Origin of the sequence: Gryllotalpicola koreensis (assembly GCF_039538185.1) — a bacterium.
GTDB classification, from domain to species: Bacteria; Actinomycetota; Actinomycetes; order Actinomycetales; family Microbacteriaceae; genus Gryllotalpicola; species Gryllotalpicola koreensis.
Genome location: NZ_BAABBW010000002.1, coordinates 596,060 through 617,870 on the forward strand (window position 1 = coordinate 596,060; position 21,811 = coordinate 617,870).

Annotated in this window: 20 protein-coding genes; 2 read left to right on the plus strand and 18 right to left on the minus strand. The window is 69.8% G+C overall.

From position 1 onward, the window contains the following. Positions 1 to 54: 54 nt before the first annotated feature. The 16 genes from ABD708_RS07820 to ABD708_RS07895 all read right to left on the minus strand — a co-directional run bounded on the left by ABD708_RS07820 (position 55) and on the right by ABD708_RS07895 (position 16,607). Entirely contained in the window at positions 55 to 354 is a 300-nt protein-coding gene (locus ABD708_RS07820) for a YggT family protein (protein WP_344753005.1), read from the minus strand. Positions 355 to 414: 60 nt separating this feature from the next. Next, the gene (locus ABD708_RS07825) at positions 415 to 921 is read right to left on the minus strand and encodes a cell division protein SepF (protein ID WP_344753007.1); all 507 of its coding nucleotides are present in this window, start codon (positions 919 to 921) and stop codon (positions 415 to 417) included. Positions 922 to 975: 54 nt separating this feature from the next. After that, positions 976 to 1,665: a YggS family pyridoxal phosphate-dependent enzyme gene (locus ABD708_RS07830; protein WP_344753009.1), complete on the minus strand. Its 690-nt coding sequence runs from the start codon at positions 1,663 to 1,665 to the stop codon at positions 976 to 978. Positions 1,666 to 1,669: 4 nt separating this feature from the next. Next, the gene (gene ftsZ / locus ABD708_RS07835) at positions 1,670 to 2,836 is read right to left on the minus strand and encodes a cell division protein FtsZ (protein ID WP_344753011.1); all 1,167 of its coding nucleotides are present in this window, start codon (positions 2,834 to 2,836) and stop codon (positions 1,670 to 1,672) included. A 144-nt stretch (positions 2,837 to 2,980) separates the two neighbouring features. Then, a complete protein-coding gene (locus tag ABD708_RS07840) occupies positions 2,981 to 3,949 on the minus strand; it encodes a cell division protein FtsQ/DivIB (RefSeq protein WP_344753013.1) in 969 nt (322 codons plus the stop codon). Positions 3,950 to 3,953: 4 nt separating this feature from the next. Further along, a complete protein-coding gene (gene murC / locus ABD708_RS07845) occupies positions 3,954 to 5,366 on the minus strand; it encodes a UDP-N-acetylmuramate--L-alanine ligase (RefSeq protein WP_344753015.1) in 1,413 nt (470 codons plus the stop codon). Positions 5,367 to 5,402: 36 nt separating this feature from the next. After that, entirely contained in the window at positions 5,403 to 6,470 is a 1,068-nt protein-coding gene (locus ABD708_RS07850) for a UDP-N-acetylglucosamine--N-acetylmuramyl-(pentapeptide) pyrophosphoryl-undecaprenol N-acetylglucosamine transferase (protein WP_344753017.1), read from the minus strand. Continuing rightward, entirely contained in the window at positions 6,467 to 7,714 is a 1,248-nt protein-coding gene (gene ftsW, locus ABD708_RS07855; RefSeq protein WP_344753018.1) for a putative lipid II flippase FtsW, read from the minus strand. The genes ABD708_RS07850 and ftsW overlap by 4 nt, the downstream gene beginning before the upstream one ends. Before the next feature lie 159 nt (positions 7,715 to 7,873). Then, the gene (murD, locus tag ABD708_RS07860; RefSeq protein WP_344753020.1) at positions 7,874 to 9,388 is read right to left on the minus strand and encodes a UDP-N-acetylmuramoyl-L-alanine--D-glutamate ligase; all 1,515 of its coding nucleotides are present in this window, start codon (positions 9,386 to 9,388) and stop codon (positions 7,874 to 7,876) included. Further along, complete coding sequence (gene mraY, locus ABD708_RS07865; RefSeq protein ID WP_344753022.1) at positions 9,385 to 10,506, minus strand: phospho-N-acetylmuramoyl-pentapeptide-transferase; 1,122 nt, start codon at positions 10,504 to 10,506, stop codon at positions 9,385 to 9,387. Before mraY ends, murD begins: the two co-directional genes overlap by 4 nt. Next, positions 10,503 to 11,927 carry a UDP-N-acetylmuramoyl-tripeptide--D-alanyl-D-alanine ligase gene (locus ABD708_RS07870; RefSeq protein ID WP_344753024.1) on the minus strand — a complete coding sequence of 475 codons (1,425 nt, stop codon included), beginning with the start codon at positions 11,925 to 11,927 and terminating at the stop codon, positions 10,503 to 10,505. The genes mraY and ABD708_RS07870 overlap by 4 nt, the downstream gene beginning before the upstream one ends. A gap of 25 nt (positions 11,928 to 11,952) precedes the next feature. Next, entirely contained in the window at positions 11,953 to 13,755 is a 1,803-nt protein-coding gene (locus tag ABD708_RS07875; protein WP_344753026.1) for a peptidoglycan D,D-transpeptidase FtsI family protein, read from the minus strand. A gap of 22 nt (positions 13,756 to 13,777) precedes the next feature. Continuing rightward, on the minus strand, positions 13,778 to 14,440 hold the full coding sequence (ftsL, locus tag ABD708_RS07880; protein ID WP_344753028.1) for a cell division protein FtsL: 663 nt from the start codon (positions 14,438 to 14,440) through the stop codon (positions 13,778 to 13,780). Then, positions 14,437 to 15,402, minus strand: a complete 966-nt coding sequence (gene rsmH, locus ABD708_RS07885; RefSeq protein ID WP_344753030.1) for a 16S rRNA (cytosine(1402)-N(4))-methyltransferase RsmH — start codon at positions 15,400 to 15,402, stop codon at positions 14,437 to 14,439. The genes ftsL and rsmH overlap by 4 nt, the downstream gene beginning before the upstream one ends. A 103-nt stretch (positions 15,403 to 15,505) precedes the next feature. Beyond that, positions 15,506 to 15,937: a division/cell wall cluster transcriptional repressor MraZ gene (gene mraZ, locus ABD708_RS07890; RefSeq protein WP_344753031.1), complete on the minus strand. Its 432-nt coding sequence runs from the start codon at positions 15,935 to 15,937 to the stop codon at positions 15,506 to 15,508. Positions 15,938 to 16,208: 271 nt separating this feature from the next. Beyond that, on the minus strand, positions 16,209 to 16,607 hold the full coding sequence (locus tag ABD708_RS07895; protein ID WP_344753033.1) for a DUF3040 domain-containing protein: 399 nt from the start codon (positions 16,605 to 16,607) through the stop codon (positions 16,209 to 16,211). A 114-nt stretch (positions 16,608 to 16,721) separates the two neighbouring features. Between ABD708_RS07895 and ABD708_RS07900 the strand changes: the two genes are divergently transcribed. Then, positions 16,722 to 17,825: a polyprenyl synthetase family protein gene (locus ABD708_RS07900; RefSeq protein ID WP_344753035.1), complete on the plus strand. Its 1,104-nt coding sequence runs from the start codon at positions 16,722 to 16,724 to the stop codon at positions 17,823 to 17,825. A 105-nt stretch (positions 17,826 to 17,930) separates the two neighbouring features. Here ABD708_RS07900 and ABD708_RS07905 read toward each other — a convergent pair whose 3' ends face one another. Then, the gene (locus ABD708_RS07905) at positions 17,931 to 18,272 is read right to left on the minus strand and encodes an Rv2175c family DNA-binding protein (protein ID WP_344753037.1); all 342 of its coding nucleotides are present in this window, start codon (positions 18,270 to 18,272) and stop codon (positions 17,931 to 17,933) included. A gap of 107 nt (positions 18,273 to 18,379) precedes the next feature. On the opposite strand from ABD708_RS07905, the gene pknB reads away from it, so the two are divergent. Next, positions 18,380 to 20,362, plus strand: a complete 1,983-nt coding sequence (pknB, locus tag ABD708_RS07910) for a Stk1 family PASTA domain-containing Ser/Thr kinase (protein WP_344753039.1) — start codon at positions 18,380 to 18,382, stop codon at positions 20,360 to 20,362. A 72-nt stretch (positions 20,363 to 20,434) separates the two neighbouring features. Here the strand turns inward: pknB and ABD708_RS07915 are convergent, their stop codons facing one another. After that, on the minus strand, positions 20,435 to 21,808 hold the full coding sequence (locus ABD708_RS07915) for a class II 3-deoxy-7-phosphoheptulonate synthase (RefSeq protein ID WP_344753041.1): 1,374 nt from the start codon (positions 21,806 to 21,808) through the stop codon (positions 20,435 to 20,437). Between the last annotated feature and the right edge of the window lie 3 nt (positions 21,809 to 21,811).

The window sequence follows — 21,811 nt, forward strand, 5'->3', positions numbered from 1 at the left end:
CCCTTAGCTTTCGAATCGGGAACGTCAGGGACGTGATGGACCAAACTTAGCAAATCAGACGACGGCGAACAGGCCCACGACATACATCAGGATCACCACGCACAGCATCGTGATCGGCCAGCCGAAGTCGAGCCCGATCGGGCCGAACGACACCGGCGGCAGCAGCCGGCGGAACAACCTGATCGGCGGATCGGTCACGGTGTACACGGCCTCGGCGGCGACGAGGCCGGCGCCGCGCGGCCGCCAGCCGCGTCGCAGGGCGCGCACGAGGTCGAGCACGAACCGCGCCCACATGGTCAGGAAGTAGATCAGCAGCAGGTAGTAGACGATGCTGGCGACGATTGCGATGGCCACCCTAGAAGTATTGCGGAGGCCGCGGACTCGAAACTGCCAACCCTGCCAGTTAGGCCGGTCCTACGCCTGGCTGAAGAACGACGACTCGCCCTCGGCGCCCGCGACCTTCTGCTCGCCGAGCACGGAGACGTGCTGGGGGGACAGCAGGAAGACCTTGTTGGTGACGCGCTCGATCTTGCCGAGCAGACCCTGCGAGAGACCGCTGGCGAAGTCGATGAGGCGGCGCGCGTCGGCGTCGTTCATCTGCGACAGGTTGATGATCACCGGGATGCCGTCGCGGAACGCTTCGGCGATCGCCTGCGCGTCGCGGTACTGGCGCGGATGCACCGTGAGGATCTCGTTCATCTCTGGAACCGCCTGCTGTGCTCGAACGGGGGTGTTCTTGCGGATCGGCACGACCGGTGCGCGCTCGGGGCGCGGCTGCGGCGCCGGCGCCACGGGTGCGGCAGCCTGCTGCGGGGCGTGATGGGCGGCGGGCGCGCTCTCTCGGGGCTGGTCTTCCTCGTACTCGAACTCTTCGTCCGCGAGACCGAGGTAGACCATGGTCTTCTTGAGCGGGTTGGCCATTTCGTCCTCCGTTGCCGTGCTTACCGGTCCGCGCTTGCCGCCGACAGCGCCAGATTAACGCGCTGTCGGGCGCGAACCCGTGATTGCCGTGCCGATGCGAAGGTGTGTCGCGCCTTCGAGGATCGCCGCGCGGAAGTCCCCGGACATCCCGGCCGAGATCGCACGCGCGTCCGGCGCGAGCAGGCGGAGGCGATCGGATGCCGCGCGCACCCGTGCGAACGCGGCGCGCGGCTCCTCTCCCAGCGGCGCGACGGCCATGACGCCGCGCACGCGCAGCCCGGGCGCGGCGAGAGCGCGCTCCGCGAGCGGCTCGAGCGCGTCGGGTGTGACGCCGCCGCGCCCCACGTCATCGGTGAGGTTCAGCTGCAGGAAGATCTCGGTCGTCTCGTCGAGCGGGTCGCCGTCGCGACGCGCGAGCGCGTCGACGAGCGCCGGCCGGTCGACCGAGTGCACGATGTGCGAGTAGCGCCGCACCTGCCTGGCCTTGTTCGACTGCAGCTGGCCGATGAAATGCCAGGTGAGACCGTCGAGGTCGGCGAGAGCGGATGCCTTGGCCAGCGCCTCCTGATGGCGGTTCTCCCCGACGTCGCGCACGCCGAGGGCGTGCAGCTCGCGCACGAGCTCGGCCGGGTGGAACTTGGTGACGACGATCGTCGTGAGCTCATCGGGGTCGCGGGAGGCCGCGCGTGCGGCATCCGCGATCTCCGCTCGCACGGCGGCGAGCCGCTCTGCGAGCTCGGGCACAGCGCTACTTCAAGAAGTCCGGGATGTCGATGCCGTCGGCGTCGTCGAAGTCGCGGTCGGCGGGCAGCGTCGGCGTCTCGGGCGCCGCGGTCGGCTCCCAGGCGGCGACGGGCAGGTCCTCGGGCGCGAGCGCCGCGGTGTCTTCACTGACGACGGCCGGCTTGGCCGTGGGCTCGACCGTGATCGCCTCGGCGCGGTGAGCGGCCGGATCGGACTTCTGCGGCTCACCGCCGTCGAAGCCCGCCGCGATCACCGTCACGCGCACCTCGTCGCCGAGCGTGTCGTCGATCACCGTTCCGAAGATGATGTTCGCCTCGGGGTGCACGACCTCTTGCACGAGGCGGGCGGCGTCGTTGATCTCGAAGATGCCGAGGTTGCTGCCGCCCTGGATCGAGAGCAGCACGCCACGCGCCCCCTCGATGGATGCCTCGAGCAGCGGGCTCGCGACGGCGAGCTCGGCGGCCTTGATGGCCCTGTCCGCGCCGCGCGCCGAGCCGATGCCCATGAGCGCCGAGCCCGCGCCCTGCATGACCGACTTCACGTCGGCGAAGTCGAGGTTGATGAGACCGGGGGTCGTGATCAGGTCGGTGATGCCCTGCACACCGGCGAGGAGCACCTGGTCGGCCGTGATGAAGGCCTCCATCATCGAGATGCCGCGGTCGCTGATCTCGAGCAGGCGGTCGTTCGGCACGACGATGAGGGTGTCGACCTCTTCTTTGAGGCGCGCGACGCCCGCCGCTGCGGAGTCGGCGCGGCGCTTGCCCTCGAAGCTGAACGGCTTGGTGACGACACCGATGGTGAGCGCGCCGATGGACTTCGCGATGCGCGCGACGACGGGTGCGCCGCCGGTGCCGGTGCCGCCGCCCTCGCCCGCGGTGACGAAGACCATGTCGGCGCCGGCGAGCGCCTCTTCGATCTCTTCCGCGTGGTCCTCGGCGGCGCGGCGGCCGACCTCGGGGTCGGCGCCCGCGCCGAGCCCGCGGGTGATCTCGCGCCCGACGTCGAGCTTGACGTCGGCGTCGCTCATGAGCAGCGCCTGGGCATCCGTGTTGATGGCGATGAACTCGACCCCGCGCAAGCCGAGCTCGATCATGCGGTTGACGGCGTTCACGCCGCCGCCGCCGATGCCGACCACCTTGATGACGGCGAGGTAGTTCTGGTTAGTGCTCACGCTCTGGCCTCCGCGTTGAACCTTCGCTTTGAACTTTCAACCTCAGGTAGAGGGTAAAAGTTATGCTCGGTATGCATTTCCTTCACCTGAGGGTAGGGCGATTCGTCTAGAGGAAGCCGACCATCCGGTGGCGTGTCGCCTGGATCAGCGGGTGATCGGGGCGCGCGGGCTCGAGACGTCGTAGACGGATGCCCCCGCCGCACCCTTCAGCAGAGCTTGAAGGTCCGCGGTCTTGAGGTCCATCTCGTCGGTGCCGCCCCAGATGACCTTCTTGCCGCCCTTCAGGGTGAGCGTCACATTGTTGGCGCTCGTCGCGCTCGCGCCGGTGACCGTCGCGCGCACGGCGTCGGGGAGCGCCGCGAGTACGGCCGCAGCTGCGGCGAACCCCGCAGAGCGCTCAGGCTGCTGGCCGGAAGGAAGGGACACGACGGGCAGCCCCGCCTGCGGCGACGCCCCCGCCGAGAGCACGACGCCCGCCTGGTCGACGACCTCGTAGCTCGACCCCTGCTTGACGACGGCCAGAGGGGTGCGCTCGGTGATGCGCACGACCAGCGTCGACGGCGGTTCGAGCTGCGTCGAGTACGACTCGATCATCCGGAAGTCGTCGAGCGCGTGCCGCACGTCCGCGGACGTGACGAGCGGCAGCGGCGTGCCGAGCTCGCCCGCGAGGGCGTGCTGCACCTCGGCCGCTTTCACGCTGTGCGCCCCGACCACCTCGATGTGCTTGAGGGACATGATCGGCGAGAACGCCGTCACCACCGCGCCGCCGAGCACGAGGACGACGAAGCCCGCGATGCCCAGCTGCCACCGGCGGCGACGGCGGGTGCGCGCGGTGAAGCGCCGTGCCTCGCTGCGCTCGACCCTGCGACGCGCGCCGATCGCGCGGCGCAGCTCGCGCCACGAGCCCGGGGTCGAGGCGGGCTCTGGTGAGGCATCCGTCTCGGCCTTCTTCTGCTCGATCCGCCCGGTCAGCTCGATCGGCGCGGTGAGAACGGATGCCTCCGGCTTCCGCTCCGGCTCAGCGGCCGGCGCCGCTGGAGGAGCCGACGAACGGGTGGGCGCCGGAGCCGCCTGGGGTGGTGTCCGGGGGGCGGGGCCGCTCGGCCGACGCATCCGATCAGCTCCCTGTCGCCTGCGAGCGCGCCCGCTCGAGCGAGTCGAGCAGCTGCGGCACGATCAGGTTCACGTTCCCACAGCCGAGGGTGATGACGAAGTCGCCTGCCCGCGCGAAGCCGGCCGTGAAGTCGGCCGCCTGCTGCCAGTCGGCGATGAACTCGACCTTCGACGGGTCGTGGAAGCGCTCGGAGACGAGCGCGCCGGTCACGCCGGGCACCGGGTCCTCGCGGGCGCCGAACACGTCGAGCACGACGGTCTCGTCGGCGTACTGCTCGAGGGTGTCGGCGAACTCCTGCGCGAGGCGCTGCGTACGACTGTAAGTGTGCGGCTGGTGCACCGCGATGAGGCGACCGTCGCCGACGACCGAGCGCGCCGCCTCGAGCACCGCCTTCACCTCGGCGGGGTGGTGGGCGTAGTCGTCGTAGACGCTCACTCCCCCGATCGTGCCGTGCAGCTCGAAGCGGCGGTGCACTCCGCCATAGGTCTCGAGCCCGGCGACCGCCTGGCCTGGCGGGACACCGAGGTAGGTGAGCGCGGCGAACGCGCCCGCCGCGTTGTGGGCGAGGTGGCGGCCGGGCACGCGCAGCTGTACGCGGTACTCGGCGCCGTGCCAGCCGAGCGTGAAGGCCACGGGGCCCTCGGTCGTGATCGAGCTCACACGCACGTCGGCACCCTCTGACTCGCCGAAGGTGACGACGTTCTGGTGCGAGATGCGCGGGCGGACGGCGCGCGCACCGGCATCGTCCGCGGAGATCACGACGAGCTCGTGGGCCCGATCGGCGAAGGTCACGAAGGCGTCCTCGACGGCGGCGTACGAGCCGTAGTGGTCGAGGTGGTCGTCGTCGATGTTGAGGATGAGCGCGACCGCGGTGTCGTAGAGCAGGAAGGAGCCGTCGGACTCGTCGGCCTCGATGACGAATACGCCGGAGTCGCCGTGCCTCGCGCTCGTCTCGAGCCCCTCGATCACGGCGCCGTTCACGAAGCTGGGGTCGGCGCCGGCCTCGAGCAGCGCCGTCGAGATCATCCCGGTCGTCCCCGATTTGCCGTGCGCGCCCGCGACCGCGACGAGCCGGCTGCCGCGGGTGAGCCAGGCGAGCGCCTGCGAGCGGTGCAGCACGGGGATGCCGTGCGCGAGCGCGTACTGGTACTCGGGGTTGTCCTGCCAGAGCGCCCCCGTGACCACCAGCGTGTCGGCATCGCCGACGTTGGCGGCGTCGTGGCCGATGTGGATGCCTGCGCCGAGCTCGGTGAGCGTGCGCGTGTACTCGCTCTCGGCGCGGTCGGAGCCCGTGACGGGGATGCCCGCGGCCAGGAACAGCCGCGCGATGCCGTTCATGCCCGATCCCCCGATGCCGACGAAGTGCGCCTTCCCGATCGTCTCGGGCAGCGGCAGGGCGAGGTCGGGCTTGATCACGGGTTCCAGTATCTCCTTGCTGTGCGCACGGGGCGGTCAGGCGCGAGCGGCTTGGCCGATCAGGGCGACGAGGCGCTCCGCGCCGTCTTTCACGCCGACGGATGCCGAGACCGCGGCCATCGTCGCGAGCCGCCCGCCGTCGGCGAGCAGCGGCACGAGGAAGGTCTCGACCCATTCCGGCGTGAACTCGCTGTCCTCGACGGTGATGCCGCCGCCCGAGCTCACGACGTCGGCGACGTTGAAGCGCTGCTCGCCGTTGCCGACGGGGTAGGGAACGTAGACGGCGGGCAGGCCGAGCGTGGTGAGCTCGCTGACCATGCCGGAGCCCGCCCGGCTCACCACGGCGTCGGCGGCGGCGAACGCCTGATCCATGTCGTCGACGTAGTCGACGAGGTGGTAGCCGGGCAGCCCGGGGTCGGTGAACTCGCGCGCGCCGCCCTGGATGTGCAGCACCTGGTACCCCGCATCGAGCACCTGCTGCGCAGCCGCGAGCATCGTGCGGTTGATGGTGCGCGCCCCGGTGGAGCCGCCGGTCACGAGCAGCACGGGCCGCTCGTCGAGCCCGAAGCGGGCGCGAGCGTCCGGTCGGGCCACGTCGCGGTCGAGCTTCTCGATCTCGGCGCGCAACGGCATGCCGACGAAGACGGCATGCGGCAGCGGCGTGCCGCGGAACGCGACGCCCACGTGCGTCGTGAGGCGCGCGCCCAGGCGGCTCGCGAGACCGGGCTTGGCGTTCGCCTCGTGCAGCACGAGCGGTGTCTTGGTGCGGCGGGCCGCCAGATACGCGGGGGCGGCGGCGTAGCCGCCGAAGCCGACCACGGCATCGATGCCGCGCTCGGCGATCAGCCTCTCGATCTGCCGCACGGTCGCCCACCAGCGCGCGGGGAAGCGCAGCGCGGCACCGTTCAGGCGGCGCGGGAAGGGCAGTCTCGGAATCGTCGCGAGCTCATAGCCGCGCAGCGGCACGAGCCGCGCCTCGAGCCCCTCTGCCGTGCCGAGCACCAGCACCTCGGCATCCGTCTCGAGCTCGCGCAGCTTGTCTGCGGTGGCGAGCAGCGGGTTCACGTGCCCGGCGGTGCCGCCGCCGGCGAAGAGGTACCTCACTGCTTAACGGTAGCCCGGGCCAGCAGCGACTCTCGGCGCGCATCTCGGCTCTCTTCCCGAGCGAACGAGAGCACGATGCCGAGCGCGGCGAGCGTCGAGATGAGGGCGGTGCCGCCCGAGGAGATGAGCGGCAACGGCACGCCCAGCACGGGGAAAAGGCCGACGACGACAGCCACGTTGATGATCGCCTGGCCGATGATCCACACCATCACCCCGCCGGTGACGGTACGGGCGAACACGGTCTTCGCCGAGCGGATGATGCGCAGCAGCACGAAGGCGAGCGCGACGAAGAGCAGCAGCACGAGCACCGCGCCGATGAGCCCGAGCTCCTCCGCGGTGATCGAGAAGATGAAGTCGGTGGACGAGGCGGGCAGCCAGTTCCACTTCGATTGCGAGTTGCCGAGTCCGACGCCGAAGACGCCGCCGTTCGCCATGCCCCACTGGCCCTGCAGCACCTGGTAGCCGTCGCCGTTGGGGTCAGCGGCCTCCGGGTTGAGGAACGCCATGATGCGATGCGTGCGGTTCGATGAGGCGAACGCGAGCGCGAACGCCGCACCGCCGGCGAGCAGAGCCGTGATGAGCAGCTGCCACAGCGGGATGCCCGCGAAGAACAGCGCCCCGATCAGCATCAGCCCGATGATCATCGTCGTGCCGAGGTCGTCGCCCTTCATGATCAGGAACAGCGGCACGACGCTCACGAGCAGTGCGGGAACGAGCGCCTGCCCGATCTGCCCGAGACGCGCCTCCTTACGGGTGAGGAACATGCCGAGCCACAGCACGAGGGCGATCTTGATGAGCTCGGACGGCTGGAACAGGATCGGGCCGATGCGCAGCCAGTTGGTGTTGTTGTTGATGCCGTAGCCGAGCGGCGTGAAGACGACGAGCATCTGCAGGGCGCACGCGCCGAGCAGGCCGATCCAGGCGAACCTCTGCCAGAACTTCTGCGGAACGCGCGAGACGACGAGCATGATCGGCACGCCGATGATCGCGTACAGCCCCTGGTTCATGAACTTCGCGAAGAAGCTCGAGCCGTCGGCATGCGAGGCCACGTACGACGACGACAGCACCATCAGCAGGCCGAAGGCGACCATGAACAGCGTGAGGCCGAGCAGCATGAAGTAGTTGGCGGATTCCGCCTCGAACGCCCGGCCGAGCGAGATGCGCGCCGAGTGCATCGCGTCGCCCGCCGCGCGGCCGCCTGCGGCGAACCGCGGCGCCCGGGTGCGGTCGGCCTGCGTAGTCACGTCGCCATCCTCACAAACGGATGCCGCGCGGCGGCCTCCGGCACGCCGAGCGCGTCCCTTCGAGAGCCCTGAGAGCCGGCTCGGACGTCGAGTACGCAGTACTCGCGGTCAAACCGTCGTCATCGCCGCGGCAACTCCGTACTCGCGAGCTCTGCCCGACTACTCCCCTGAGAGGTGCGCGCGCACCGCGTCCGCGAAGCGGGCGCCGCGATCGGCGTAGTCCGAGAACTGGTCCATCGAGGCGGCGGCGGGGGCGAGCAGCACCGTGTCGCCGTCTTGGGCGACGGATGCCGCGAAACGGACCGCCGCGCCCATCACGTCGTCCTCCTCGACCTCGAACACCGGCAGCTCTGGGGCGTGCCGGCGCAGCGCGTCGCGCAGCTCTCCGCGCTCGGCGCCGATCAGCACCGCCGCCCGCAGCCGCGCGACGTGCGTCGCGACGAGCTCGTCGACCCCGGCTCCCTTGAGCAGTCCGCCCGCGACCCACACCACCGAGGGGAACGCCCTCAGCGAGGCATCCGCCGCGTGCGGGTTGGTCGCCTTCGAGTCGTCGACCCACGTCACTCCCGAGGCAGCGGCCACGGTCTCGATGCGGTGTGCGTCGAGCCGGAAGCTCTGCAGAACCTCGTGGATGACACCGGTCGGGGCGCCGAACGAGCGCGCGAGGGCGGATGCCGCGAGGATGTTCGCGACGACGTGCGGTGCAGCCAGCCCGGCCGCGGCCAGCTCGTCGAGCGTGGTCAGCTCGAGCGCGGTGTGATGCCGCTCGTCGAGGAACGCACGGTCGACGACGATGCCCTCGATGACCCCGAAGTCCGACGGTCCCGGCACACCGAGGCCGAAGCCGATGGCGCGCGCGCCCTCCTCGACGTCGGCTTCCTCGACCATGCGCATCGTCGCCTCGTCTGCCTTGTTGTAGACGCAGGCGACCTTCGTGTTCGCGTAGACCTTCGCCTTCGCGTCGCGGTAGGCGTCGAAGGAGCCGTGCCATTCGAGGTGGTCCTCGGCGATGTTGAGGCACACGCTCGCGTACGGGTGCAGCTCGCCGGCCGCGCCATGGAGATTGATGCGATGCAGCTGATGGCTCGACAGCTCGATCACGAGCACGTCGAAGCCCTGCGGGTCGCGGATCGCGTCGAGCACCGGAACGCCGATGTTGCCGGCGGGCGCCGCGCGCAGCCCGGCCGCCGCCAGCATCGTGGCCGTCAGCTGGGTGGTCGTGGTCTTGCCGTTGGTGCCGGTGATCGTGATCCACTCGGCGGGCGTGCCGTCTGCACGCACGACCTTGTCGCGCAGCCGCCAGGCGAGCTCGATGTCGCCCCAGACGGGAAGCCCGGCCTCCCCCTCGGCCCAGCGCAGGATCGGATGCGACGGCGGGAAGCCCGGGTTCGCGACGATGAGCTGCGGATCGAACTCGAGCAGGGCGGGAGGCGCCCCGTCGAGCTTCTCGTCGACGACCAGCCGCGCGCCGATCACCTCGAGCATGCGGCTGCGCTCCTCGTCGGCCTGCTGGGTGACGACGAGCACCTCGCTGCCGAGCTCGACCAGCGTGTCGGCGACCGAGAATCCGGTCTTGCCGAGGCCGAACACGGCGACGCGCAGGCCCTGCCAGGCATCCGTATGCCACGAGTTCAGCGCCTCGAAATCGATCGCGCCCGCATGCCTGCCGCTCATGAGCCGGCCAGCTGCAGCCACTCGAGGTAGAAGGTGCCGACGCCGGCGGCGACGAGCAGGCCGGCGACGATCCAGAATCTGACGACGACCGTGACCTCTGCCCAGCCCTTGAGCTCGAAGTGGTGGTGGATCGGGCTCATGCGGAAGATGCGTTTGCCGTGCGTCACCTTGAAATAGGCGCGCTGCACGATGACCGAGCCGGCCTCGATCACGAACAGGCCGCCGATCAGCACCAGCAGCAGCTCGGTGTGGGTGAGCACCGCAAGCGCGGTGAGGGCGCCGCCGAGCGCGAGCGAGCCGGTGTCGCCGAGGAAGATCTGCGCGGGGCTCGTGTTCCACCACAGGAAGCCGACCAGGGCGCCCGTGATCGCCGCAGCGACCACGCCGAGCGAGAGCGGGTCGTTCGTCGTGTAGCACGCGCCGAGATTGGCCCGCGGCGTCGTCTCGCTGAAGCAGGACTGGTTGAACTGCCAGAAGCCGATGAAGATGTACGAGCCGATGGCGAGGATCGAGGCGCCGGGCGCGAGCCCGTCGAGCCCGTCGGTGACGTTCACGCCGTTGGTCGTCGCGGTGGCGAGCAGGTTGATCCAGATCAGGTACAGGATGATCGCGATCGCCGGCACAGCCGTCGCGATGCGCCCGATGTCGAGCGCCGAGACGTCGCGCACGGTCGAGATGCCGAGGGATGCCGGGGTGTAGCCCTCGCGGTTCGGGAACTGGATCGCGAGGACCGCGAACAGTGTCGCCACGACGACCTGGCCCACGATCTTCGCCCAGCCGCCCAGGCCGAGGCTGCGCTGGTTGCGCACCTTGAGGAAGTCGTCGAGGAAGCCGACGGCGCCCATGCCGACGAGCATCAGCAGCACCAGCAGCGAGCCGGCCGAGATGCCGTCGTGCCCCCCGAACATCAGGGCGGAGACGAAGAAGCCGAACAGCGTCGCCAGGATGATGACGATGCCGCCCATGGTCGCCGTGCCGCGCTTCGCGTGGTGCGACTGCGGGCCGTCGTCGCGGATGAACTGGCCGAGCTGCAGCCGGTGGAACAGCCGCACGAACGCCGGGGTAAGGAACAGCGAGAACGCCAGGGAGAGACCGCCCGCGGTCAGAAGAGTCCTCACGAGAACGATTCTCCCAGCCGGTCGCCCAGGAACCGCAACCCGGCCACCTTCGAGCTCTTCACGAGGATCGTGTCGCCCGGCTGCGCCAGGGCGCGCACGAGCTCGAACGCCTCGTCGGCCGTGTCGACGTACTGCGACTCATCGGAGAAGAACGTGCCCTCGCGCATCGCGGAGACATGTACCCGGCGGGCGCCTTCGCCCACCACGACGAGCCGGTCGATGCCGAGCACGACGACGTCGAGGCCGACCCTGTCGTGCTCCTCGCCCGCGAACTCGCCGAGCTCGGCCATCTCGCCGACGACGGCGATCGTGCGCCCGCCCGGGCGCTTCAGCTTCGCGAGCGTGCGCAGCGCGGCGGCCATCGAGTCGGGGCTCGCGTTGTACGCGTCGTTGATCACGGTGATGCCGTCGCGGCCGCCGAGCACCTCCATGCGCCACCGCTCGGCGCGTGTGACGGACTCGATGCCGACGACGATGCGATCGATGCCGACGCCGAGCGCGTGCGCGGCTGCGGCGGCGGCCAGCGCGTTCATCACGTGGTGCTCGCCGAGCACTTTGAAGGCGACGGATGCCGCGGCGCCACCGGGCAGCACGAGAGTGAACGCCGTGCCATCCGGAGTCAACTCGATGTCCCGCGCGGTGACCTGGGCGCCCTGCGAGAGCCCGAACCAGAGCACCTCGCCCGCGGTGGTGTGCTCCGCCATCGCCGCAACGCGGCGGTCGTCGATGTTGAGCACGGCGACGCCGTCGGCGGGCAGATGCGTGACCAGCTCGCCCTTTTCGCGCGCGACGCCCTCGATGCCGCCGTAGCCGCCCGCGTGGGCGAGGCCGACCTTCAGCACCACGCCGACGTCCGGCTTCGCGAGCTCGGCCAGCCACCTGATCGCGCCGGGGGCGTAGAGGCCCATCTCGGAGACGAGGAAGCGGGTGACATCCGTCACCTGCAGCATCGTCACGGGGGCGCCGACCTCGTTGTTGAAGGACTCCTTCGGAGCGACCGTCTCACCGATGGGAGCCAGGATGCTCGCGAGCAGGTTCTTGGTCGTCGTCTTGCCGTTCGAGCCGGTGATGCCCACGACCCGCAGGCTCCCCTTCGCGTGCACGCGGGCGACCACCTCTGCGGCCAGCGCGCCGAGCGCGGTCACGACATCGGCGACGACGATCTGGGGCACGGATGCCAGCTCGGGCAGCTCCCGCTCGACGACGAGCAGCGCCGCCCCGTTCTCCACGGCTGCCGGGGCGAACAGGTGCCCGTCGGTCGCCTCCCCCGGCTTCGCGAAGAAGATGCCGCCGGGGACGACCTCGCGCGAATCGGTGTACGACAGGCCGGCGACCGGCTGCGAGGCATCTGCCCCGCTCGTGCCGAGGTGGAGGGTGCCGGAGACCGCCGCGGCGATCTCGGTCAGGGTGAGTTCGATCATGCAGGTATCAGCGCTTTTTCCGGTGCTAGTTCGGGTAGTACGGCGGCAGCATCGTCGGCGCGCTGTTCGATGGGCTCACACGGTAGGTCTTCAAGACCTGGCTCATCACGGTGTGGAACAGCGGGGCTGCCGCATCCGACATCCTATGGTTCGCCGGGAACCCGATGTTCACGGAGACGAGGTACTGCGGGTTGTCGACCGGTGCGACGCCCATCACGGAGATGTAGAAGTTCGACTGGTAGCCGCCGTGGCCGTCGGGCTCCTGCGCGGTGCCGGTCTTCGCCGCGATGCGGTACCCGGGGATCTTCAGCACCGGGGCGTTGGAGCCCTGCTGCACGACCGACTCCATCATGTCGAGCACGGTCTTCGAGGTCGATTCCTTGATGACCCGGGTCTGGGTCTTCTTCGGCACGTCGGTCATGGTGCCGTCGGCCTGTTTGCAGCCCTTCACGAGCGACAGGGGCACCATGACACCGCCGTTCGCGAGCGCCTGGTAGGCCTGCAGCATCTGCGCCTGTGTCGCCGAGACGCCTTGGCCGAAGGTCGTCGTGTACTTGGTCTGGTCGTCCCACTGACTCGGCTTGCTCAACTGGCCGCTCGACTGCGCCGGGAAGTCGACGGCGGTCTTGGTGCCGATGCCGAACTTCTTGTAGTACTCGTAGCGCGTCTGATCGGACATGTTGGCGCTCAGCGTCGCGATGCCGACGTTCGAGGAGTTCATCAGGATGCCGGTGAGGGTCATGTCCTCGGTCGGGTGGTACTCGGCGTCGCCGAAGCTCACGCCGTTCGGCCCCGAGAAATGGTCGGGCGTCATGATGTGCGAGGCAGGGGTCGCGTAGCCGGTGTCGACCATCGCGGCCGCGGTGAGCGCCTTGAACACCGAGCCGGGCTCGTACATGTTCGAGAACATCATCGCGGTGCTGCGGTACGCGGCCGGCACCGAGTCGATGTTGTTGGGGTCCACGGAGGGGTACTGGGCGGCCGCCTTGATCTCGCCGGTCTTGATGTCAACGACGGTCGCCTGGCCGAACTGCGCGCCGAGACTCTTCGTGGTGCTCGCCACGTTCTGGTTGAGGAACCAGGTGAGGTCGGGGTCGAGCGTCGTCTGAAGCGTCCCGCCCTGCTTCGCCTCCTTGGTGACCTTGGTGCTGCCGGGCAGCGCGACGCCGTCGCGGCTCGCCTGGTAGGTCTCCTCGCCGTTCTCGCCTTCGAGGCACTGCTGGTACTGCTGCTCGAGCCCCTCGGCGCCCAGACCCGACGAGTTCACGTAGCCGACGATGTTGCCGCCGACCGCGCCGTCCGGGTAGGTGCGCGCCGGGTGGCTCACAGCCGTCAGCCACGGGATCTTGAGCGCCTGGATCTTGTCGAAGGTCGGCACGTCGACGTTCGCGACGAGGGGCGCGTACTGCGACTTCGCGTTGGCCTTGAAGGCATCCGTGAAGGCGGTGACGAAGCTTGAGACGGGCTTTCCCGTGATCTTCGAGAGCTTCGCGAGCACCGGGTCTGCGGCGAACTTCTCCATGGCCTGATCGTGCGGCAGCGGCTTGTCCTCGGTATCGGTGTACGCGCTCAGCGCGTTGACGGGCGAGGCGATGAAGTCGTAGCGCAGCACACTGCCGGCAAGCACCGTTCCGTCATCGCCGACGATGTCGCCGCGCGCGCCGTAGAGCGTGACCGCCGTGCCGCGCCGCTCGGCCGCCTGCGCGGTGAGCGCGCTGGCATGCACGACCTGGATGTCGAAGAGCTTGTAGACGAGGCTCGCCATGAGGGCGAGGACCACGAGGAGCACGATCGAGGTGCGCCGCCGTGTCGACTTCTTCGCCTTCACCCGATCTCCCCTCAGTACAAGCTCAGTGCGTCGCCGGTGCGGGCAGCGGCCCGCTCCACGCTACGGGGCCGTCCTGCTGGGGGTTGACATTCGCCGCCGGTGTGCCGCTCCCGGTTTGCTGTGAGGCGGCCTTCTGGGTCGCCACGGGTGCCGAATCCGTCACGACCTGCGACGGCTTCGGCCCGCTCTTCGCGGTCACCAGCGGTACGCCCTTCGTCAGGGCGTTCGGCACCAGGGACTCGCCTGCTGCGGCCGGCGTGCCGCTCGCAGCGGTCGGCGAGCCGATCACGGTCCCGTTGGACAGGCGCAGATAGACGGGCGAGCCGTTCGCGACCATGCCGAGCGCGTCGGCGTTCGCCGCGAGGTTCTGCGGGCTCGACAGCCTGTCGACCGCCTCCGACGAGGCCTGCTGCGCGCGGTCGAGCTGTTTCTGCTGCTGCTGCAGCGAGTTCAGCTCATAGGCGCCATTCGAGACGCCGATGCTCAGCGCGAGCTGGGCGATCACGATCAGCACGAGTGCGCCGACGGCGATGCTCGCGTACAGCAGCTTCGGCCGGTGCTTGGCGCCCACCGGGGCGTCGACCGGCGCGAGCAGGCCGCGCTTGCGCTCTTCGCGGCTCGGCAGCGGCAGCTGCGACACCCAGGGGTGCTCTTCGACGACCGCCGTGCTTCCACCCATGCTCATGAAGCCCCCCTCACGTGCTCTCTGACCCTTTCGACCGCGCGCAGGCGGACAGGTGCGCTGCGCGGGTTCCGTTCCTTCTCCTCGTCGCTCGCCAGCTCGGCGCCGCGGGTGAGCAGCTTGAGCTCGGGGCGGTGCTCGGGCAGTTCGACCGGCAGCCCGGCGGGTGCCGTCGAGCTCGAGCGCGCCTGGAAGATGCGCTTGACGATGCGGTCCTCGAGGGACTGGTACGACATCACAACGAGCCGGCCACCCAGGTTCAGCGCGTCGATCGCGCGCGGGATTGCGCGCTCAAGCACCGCGAGCTCCTGGTTGACCTCGATGCGCAGCGCCTGGAAGACGCGCTTGGCCGGGTGCCCCTGCTTGCTGATCGCGGCGGGCGTCGCGGCCTGCAGCACGTCGACCAGCTGCATGGTGCGGGTGATCGGATGCTGCGCCCTGGCCTTCACGATGAACGAGGCGTAGCGCTGTGCGAGCTTCTCCTCGCCGTAGTCGCGGAAGATGCGCCGCAGCTCGGCCTCCGGGTACTCGGCGACGACGCGCTCGGCGGTGAGCTCGGCCGTCGTGTCCATCCGCATGTCGAGCGGCGCGTCCTTCGCGTAGGAGAAGCCGCGCTCGGGCAGGTCGAGCTGCATCGAGCTGACGCCCAGGTCGTAGAGAGCGCCGTCGACGGCGTCGAAGCCGAGGCCGGCGATGGCCTCGTCGACGCCGTCGTAGGTGGTGTGCACGGGGCGGAAGCGGTCGCCGAAGCGAGCGAGGCGCTCTCCCGCCAGGCGCAGCGCCTCCGGGTCGCGATCGAGGCCGATGAGCGTGAGCTCAGGGAAGCGCTCGAGCATCGCCTCGGAGTGGCCGCCGAGGCCGAGCGTGCCGTCGACGACGACCGCGCCGGGCCGGCCGATCGCCGGGGCGAGCAGCTCGAGGCAGCGCTCGAGCATGACGGGGATGTGCAGCGAGGAGGCATCCATGATTCGCGTCGGCCTGGCCGCCTGCCGTGATCCCCATCCATCCTGACGTGCCCGCGGGGAAGTCGGTCACGGCAGAGGATGGCTGGGAGTCACAGCCTGCGGACTAGAAGAGGCCGGGGATCACCTCCTCCGCGGTGTCGGCGAACGTGCTCTCCTGCTCGGCGAGGTACGCCTCCCAGGCCTGCGCGTCCCAGATCTCGGCGCGGCTGCCCGCGCCGATGACGGCGAGTTCCTTGGTGAGCCCCGCGTAGGCGCGCAGCGCCGGCGGGATCGAGATGCGGTTCTGGGCGTCCGGCGCCTCGTCGCTCGCGCCGGAGAGGAACACGCGCAGGTAGTCGCGGGCCTGCTTGCTGGTCACGGGCGCCTGGCGGATCTTCTCGTGCATCGCCGCGAACTCGTCCTGGCTGAAGACATAGATGCAGCGCTCCTGGCCCCGAGTCAGGACCACGCCGCCCGCGAGCTCCGCGCGGAACTTGGCGGGCAGGATGACGCGGCCCTTGTCGTCGAGCTTCGGAGCGTAGGTGCCGAGGAGCATGCGCGGCGCCTCCCTTCCCCGAACGCGGACCGCGATGGGCCGGTGACCCAACGCGCTCCACGTTACTCCACCATCATCCACAATCAAGGATTTGAGACGACTTTTGGGGGTCTTTCTTGGATGAATCTCCCCGGAATTCCGGGCAACTCGGCGCGTGGGGGGCGGTGGAGGGAAATGTGCCTGTCAGGCATCCGTTCACCCGGAATCAGGCACAGAAAAAGGGCCGACCCGAATGGGTCGACCCTGAAGTGGTGGGAAGTGGGTGGGGAACTTAGCGGTCGCCGTCCTGGCGCTTGTCCCAGCGCTCGCCGAGACGGTCCATGAAGTCGGATGAGCTCTTCTGACGCCCGCGACCGCCCTGCTGGCCGGCTCCGCCTTGGCCGTCGAACAGAGCATCGCCGCCGCGGCGCCGACCCGGCGTGATTGCGAGCAGCACGCCCGCGAACATGAACAGGAAGCCGAGGATGCCGACGACGGGCAGTCGGATCGCGACGCCGAGGATCAGGGCGGCGATGCCCACGACGGCGACGAGAACTCCGAGCACGATGGCTCGGTAGGCGGGCCTGCGCCTCGGCGTCTGACTGATGTTCGCGACGAAGTCCGCGTCGTTCTGGTAGAGGTTGCGCTCCATCTCGTCGAGAAGGCGCTGCTCGTGCTCCGAAAGCGGCATCCCGATCCCCTCTTCTTCAGCTTTGTCAGCTTCGTCGCGTCATGCTGTGACGCCCCAGTGTAATCGCGGCCCGACCGGGCTGCTAGCCCGTTGCACCGCCATTAGTCTGGCGTGGTGGCGGAAAGTGTGAGGCTCGTCGATCTGGTTCAGTCCCGTCTCGACGGATTCCTCGATGACCGCTCCTCTATTGTCACGACCGTCGGTCCCGATGTCGCCGCTCTGCTGGACGACTCGCGGCGATTTCTCAGCGGTGGTAAACGGTTCAGGGCCCAGTTCTGCCACTGGGGGTGGCGGGCGGTCGCCGGGGTGCGCGAGACGCCCGTGACGCAGCGCGAGCTCGACGCGGTCATCGGCGCCGCGAGCTCCCTTGAGCTGTTCCACGCGGCAGCACTCGTCCACGACGACGTCATCGACAACTCGGACACCAGGCGCGGCGAGCCGAGCGCGCACCGCAGGTTCGCGGAGCGGCACGAGGCGCGCCGCTGGGCCGGGGATGCCGCAGGCTTCGGCACCTCCGCGGCGATCCTGCTGGGCGACCTGCTGCTCGGCTGGAGCGACGAGCTGCTCGACGATGCGCTCTCCGAGCTCGGGCACCCCGAGCGCGCCCGCGCCGCGAGGCGCCTGTTCAACACGATGCGCACGGAGGTCACCGCCGGGCAGTACCTCGATGTCCTCGAGGAGAACGCCTGGGTCGAGCGCGACGAGGAGCAGCTGCTCGACGCCGCCCGCCGTGTCGTCATCTTCAAGTCGGCGAAGTACAGCATCGAGTCGCCACTGCTGATCGGGGCGGCGCTCGGCGGCGCGAGCGAGACGCAGCTCGAGACGCTCGCCGAGTTCGGCCTTCCCCTCGGCATCGCCTTCCAGCTGCGCGACGATCTGCTCGGCGTGTTCGGCGACGCCGCCGTCACCGGGAAGCCCAGCGGCGACGACCTGCGCGAGGGCAAGCGCACGATGCTCGTGGCGCTCACTCGCAGCCGGGTGAGCGCGTCGGTGCGGCGCGTGTTCGACGAGCTGCTCGGCGACCCGCGGCTCGACACCGAGCAGGTGCTGATGCTCCAGGGCGCCATGCGCGACTCCGGCGCCGTCGACGAGATCGAGGGCATCATCGACCGGGAGGTGCGGCGTGCGAACGCCGCATTGGACGAGGCATCCCTCGCTCCTGAGGCGATCGCCGCCCTGCGCAAGCTCACCGCCCGCGTCACCGATAGAGAGGCGTAGGTCGCTTTACGAGCGGGCGACTTGCTCGCCCGCGAACGCGTGGACCTGCCAAGCCAACTGCGGCGCGCCGGGCGAGGACCGGCGCGTAATAGGCACAGCCGCTTGCTACGCCAGCGCCTGGGCGACGCGACGCACCTCGGTCTTGCGGCCGCTGCGCAGCGCGTCGATGGGGGCGGCGCCCAGCGTCTCGTCCTCCGAGAGCAGCCAGTCGATCGCCTCGTCGTCGGTGAACCCCGCGTCGCCGAGCACCATCAGGGTGCCGCGCAGCTCGCTGAGCGGCTCGCTGCCTGAGAGGAAGTCGGCGGGCACGGAGAGCACCCCGTCGCGGCGTCGGCCGAGCAGCTGCCTGTCCTCGATGAGTCTGCGGACGCGGGACGGGGAGACGCCGAGGATCTCGACGAGTTCGGGCATGGTCAGCCAGGTGCGCTCAGGCGACGGAGAAGCCATGCAGAAATCGTGCCAGAAGATCGACGGGGCGGGCGCCCCAGCTTTCTGGCATCCGTTTCTGACGTGTCACGCCGCGCGCGGAATATATCGCTACCTAAACTCGTGGGGTGACCAACACGAGCCAGACCGACCCCCTGCTCGGCCGTCTCATCGACGGCCGATACCAGGTGCGGTCGCGCATTGCGCGCGGCGGGATGGCGACCGTGTACCTCGCAACCGATCTGCGTCTCGAGCGGCGTGTCGCCCTGAAGGTGATGCACAGCCACCTCGCCGACGACACGAACTTCAAGAACCGCTTCGTGCAGGAGGCGCGCTCGACCGCCCGCCTCGCGCACCCCAACGTCGTGAACGTCTTCGACCAGGGGCAGGACGACGACATGGCCTACCTGGTCATGGAGTACCTGCCCGGCATCACGTTGCGCGACCTGCTGCGCGATTACGGCAAGCTCACGCCCGAGCAGACGATCGACATCATGGAGTCGGTGCTCGCCGGTCTCGCCGCGGCGCACCGTGCCGGCATCGTGCACCGCGACCTCAAGCCCGAGAACGTGCTGTTGGCCGACGACGGCCGCATCAAGCTCGGCGACTTCGGCCTGGCGCGCGCCGCCGCGAACGCGACGGGCACCGGCCAGGCGCTGCTCGGCACGATCGCCTACCTCTCCCCCGAGCTCGTCACCCGGGGCATCGCCGACACCCGCAGCGACATCTACGCCATCGGCATCATGATCTACGAGATGCTCACCGGCGAGCAGCCCTTCCAGGGCGAGCAGCCGATGCAGATCGCCTATCAGCACGCGAACGACCCCGTGCCCAAGCCGAGCGCCAAGAATCCGCTCGTGCCGCCGCAGCTCGACGACCTCGTGCTGTGGGCGACCGATAAGGACCCGGAGGCCCGGCCCGCGGACGCCCGCGTGCTGCTCGACAAGCTCTACGAGGTCGAGCGGGCGATCCACAGCGCGCCGGCCGATGAGGGCCTCGACGCGACCCGGGTGATCGCGCCGAGCGCGAATGACGCCCTCGCGACGACCGTGCTGGCCCCGGCCGCGACCCCGTTGGCGGCCGCCGCACCCCAGTTCGCCGGCCCCGCGGCGCAGGTGCGCAGCGAGGCGACCGCGACGGATGCCGTGAGCAAGCTCGCCGCCGTGAGCCGCCACCGCCGTGCGCGCGGCTGGTGGCTGTTCACCGCCCTGATGCTCGTCGCTGGTCTCGCGGCGGGCACCGGCTGGTACTTCGGCGCGGGCCCCGGCGCGCTCGTCGCGGTGCCCACACTGATGGAGAAGACGGCGGATGCCGCGACGGCGGCGCTCAAGGACGTCAACCTCGTCGCCAAGCAGAACCCCGTGTACAGCTGCGCCGTGCCCGAGGGCAGGGTCGCCGCCGTGAGCCCGGCGCCCGGCCGGCTCGTGCACCAGGGCAGCACCGTCACCGTCAGCGTGTCGCGCGGTCACCAGCCCAACCAGATCCCGGCACTCGGCGGCGTCCCGACCAGCGAGGCGAAGCAGAAGATCACCGACGCGAAGTCGCTCGTCGGCAAGACCGTGGTGCAGGAGTTCAGCTCGACGGTGCCGAACGACGCGGTCATCTCGGCCACCCGGGCATCCGACAACTCCGACATCACGGGCGGTGGCGCGTACACGCAGTGCGACACCGTGAATCTCGTGGTCTCCGTCGGCCCGGTGCCGAACGTGGTGGGCAAGCCCCTCGCCGAGGCCAAGGACGCCCTGATCAAGGCGGGCCTCGCCTACGGTCAGGGCCAGGCCAAGTACGACGACAACGTGCCGAAGGGCTCCGTCATCTCACAGGAGCCCGCGGATTCCGGCCCGGTGAAGCCCGGCGACACGATCCTGCTCGATGTCTCGCAGGGCCCGCAGCTGTTCCCCGTGCCCGACGTGACGCAGATGACGCCGGCCGATGCCAAGGCGGCGATCGAGAAGGCGGGCTTCGTGGCCAACGTTCCGACCACCTTCTCGGGTCTGCCCATCGGCGTCTTCGCCAACGGCATGGTCGTCGTCACGAAGCAGGACCCGGACTCGAGCACGCAGCAGAAGCACGGCACCACCATCAACGTGACGCTCGGCCTGAAGGGCTGAGCGCAAGATCGGCAGAGCCTCGGCCTGAAGGGCTGAGCGCGAGATCGGCAGAGCCTCGGCCTGAAGGGCTCGTCAGTCCTTGCGGAGCTCCTCGGCGACGAGGAAGGCCAGTTCGAGCGACTGCATGTGGTTGAGGCGCGGGTCGCAGAGCGACTCGTAGCGCGTCGCGAGGGTCTCCTCGTCGATCATCTCGCTGCCGCCGAGACACTCGGTGACGTCGTCGCCGGTGAGCTCGACATGGATGCCGCCCGGGTGCGTGCCGACCGCGCGGTGCGCCTCGAAAAAGCCCTTCACCTCGTCGACGACATCGTCGAAGCGCCGCGTCTTGTAGCCGGTCGGCGTCGTGATGCCGTTGCCGTGCATGGGGTCGGTGACCCACAGCGGCGTGGCACCCTCGGCCGCGACGGCCTCGAGCAGCGGGGGCAGCACCTCGCGAATGCGGCCGGCGCCCATGCGCGTGATGAAGGTCAGGCGGCCGGGGGTGCGCTCGGGGTCGAGCTTGTCGATCAGCCGGAACACGTCGTCGGGCGTCGTCGACGGCCCGAGCTTCACCCCGAGCGGGTTGCGCACGCGCGAGAGGAAGTCCACGTGCGCGCCGTCGATGTCGCGGGTGCGCTCGCCGACCCAGAGCAGGTGGGCGGAGACGTCGTAGGGGTCGCCGGTGCGCGAGTCGATGCGGGTGAGCGGGCGCTCGTAGTCCATCAGCAGCGCCTCGTGGCTCGCGTAGAACTCGACGCCCTTGATCTCGTCGAAGTTCGCTCCGCACGCCTCCATGAAGCGCACCGCGCGGTCGATCTCGCGGGCCATGCCCTCGTAGCGGACGTTGGCGGGGTTCTCGGCGAAGCCCTTGTTCCAGCTGTGCACCTGGCGCAGGTCGGCGAAGCCGCCCTGCGTGAACGCCCGGATCAGGTTCAGGGTGGATGCCGCGGTGTGATAGCCCTTCACGAGCCGCGCCGGGTCGGCCTGGCGGGACTCCGGCGTGAAGTCGTAGCCGTTGACGACGTCCCCGCGGTAGGCGGGCAGCGTGACGTCGCCGCGCGTCTCGGTGTCGCTCGAGCGCGGCTTCGCGAACTGGCCGGCCATGCGCCCGACCTTGATGACGGGCATCGACGCGCCGTAGGTGAGCACGACCGCCATCTGCAGCACGGTCTTCACCCGGTTGCGGATGCGGTCGGCGGTCGCGTCGGCGAAGGTCTCGGCGCAGTCACCGCCCTGCAGCAGGAATCCGTTGCCCGCCGCCGCGGCCGCGAGCCGATCGCGCAGCTGATCGACCTCGCCTGCGAACACCAGGGGCGGCAGTGTCGCGAGCTCGGCGCTCGCGGCGGCGACAGCCGTGGCATCCGGCCAATTCGGCTGCTGTTTGATCGGCAGCGTGCGCCAATGGTCGAGGCCCGCGAGAACGAGCGGATCCGTCAGGGCGGCAGGGGTCTCGACCAGCGAATTCATAGC

What these genes read in the sequence shown, in the direction of transcription:
- ABD708_RS07825 (WP_344753007.1), bottom strand. Translation starts at nt 921, where the DNA reads ATGGCCAACCCGCTCAAGAAGACCATGGTCTACCTCGGTCTCGCGGAC.
- ABD708_RS07840 (WP_344753013.1), bottom strand. Translation starts at nt 3,949, where the DNA reads ATGCGTCGGCCGAGCGGCCCCGCCCCCCGGACACCACCCCAGGCGGCT.
- murD (WP_344753020.1), bottom strand. Translation starts at nt 9,388, where the DNA reads ATGAGCGGCAGGCATGCGGGCGCGATCGATTTCGAGGCGCTGAACTCG.
- ABD708_RS07870 (WP_344753024.1), bottom strand. Translation starts at nt 11,927, where the DNA reads ATGATCGAACTCACCCTGACCGAGATCGCCGCGGCGGTCTCCGGCACC.
- ftsL (WP_344753028.1), bottom strand. Translation starts at nt 14,440, where the DNA reads ATGAGCATGGGTGGAAGCACGGCGGTCGTCGAAGAGCACCCCTGGGTG.
- rsmH (WP_344753030.1), bottom strand. Translation starts at nt 15,402, where the DNA reads ATGGATGCCTCCTCGCTGCACATCCCCGTCATGCTCGAGCGCTGCCTC.
- mraZ (WP_344753031.1), bottom strand. Translation starts at nt 15,937, where the DNA reads ATGCTCCTCGGCACCTACGCTCCGAAGCTCGACGACAAGGGCCGCGTC.
- ABD708_RS07895 (WP_344753033.1), bottom strand. Translation starts at nt 16,607, where the DNA reads ATGCCGCTTTCGGAGCACGAGCAGCGCCTTCTCGACGAGATGGAGCGC.
- ABD708_RS07905 (WP_344753037.1), bottom strand. Translation starts at nt 18,272, where the DNA reads ATGGCTTCTCCGTCGCCTGAGCGCACCTGGCTGACCATGCCCGAACTC.
- ABD708_RS07915 (WP_344753041.1), bottom strand. Translation starts at nt 21,808, where the DNA reads ATGAATTCGCTGGTCGAGACCCCTGCCGCCCTGACGGATCCGCTCGTT.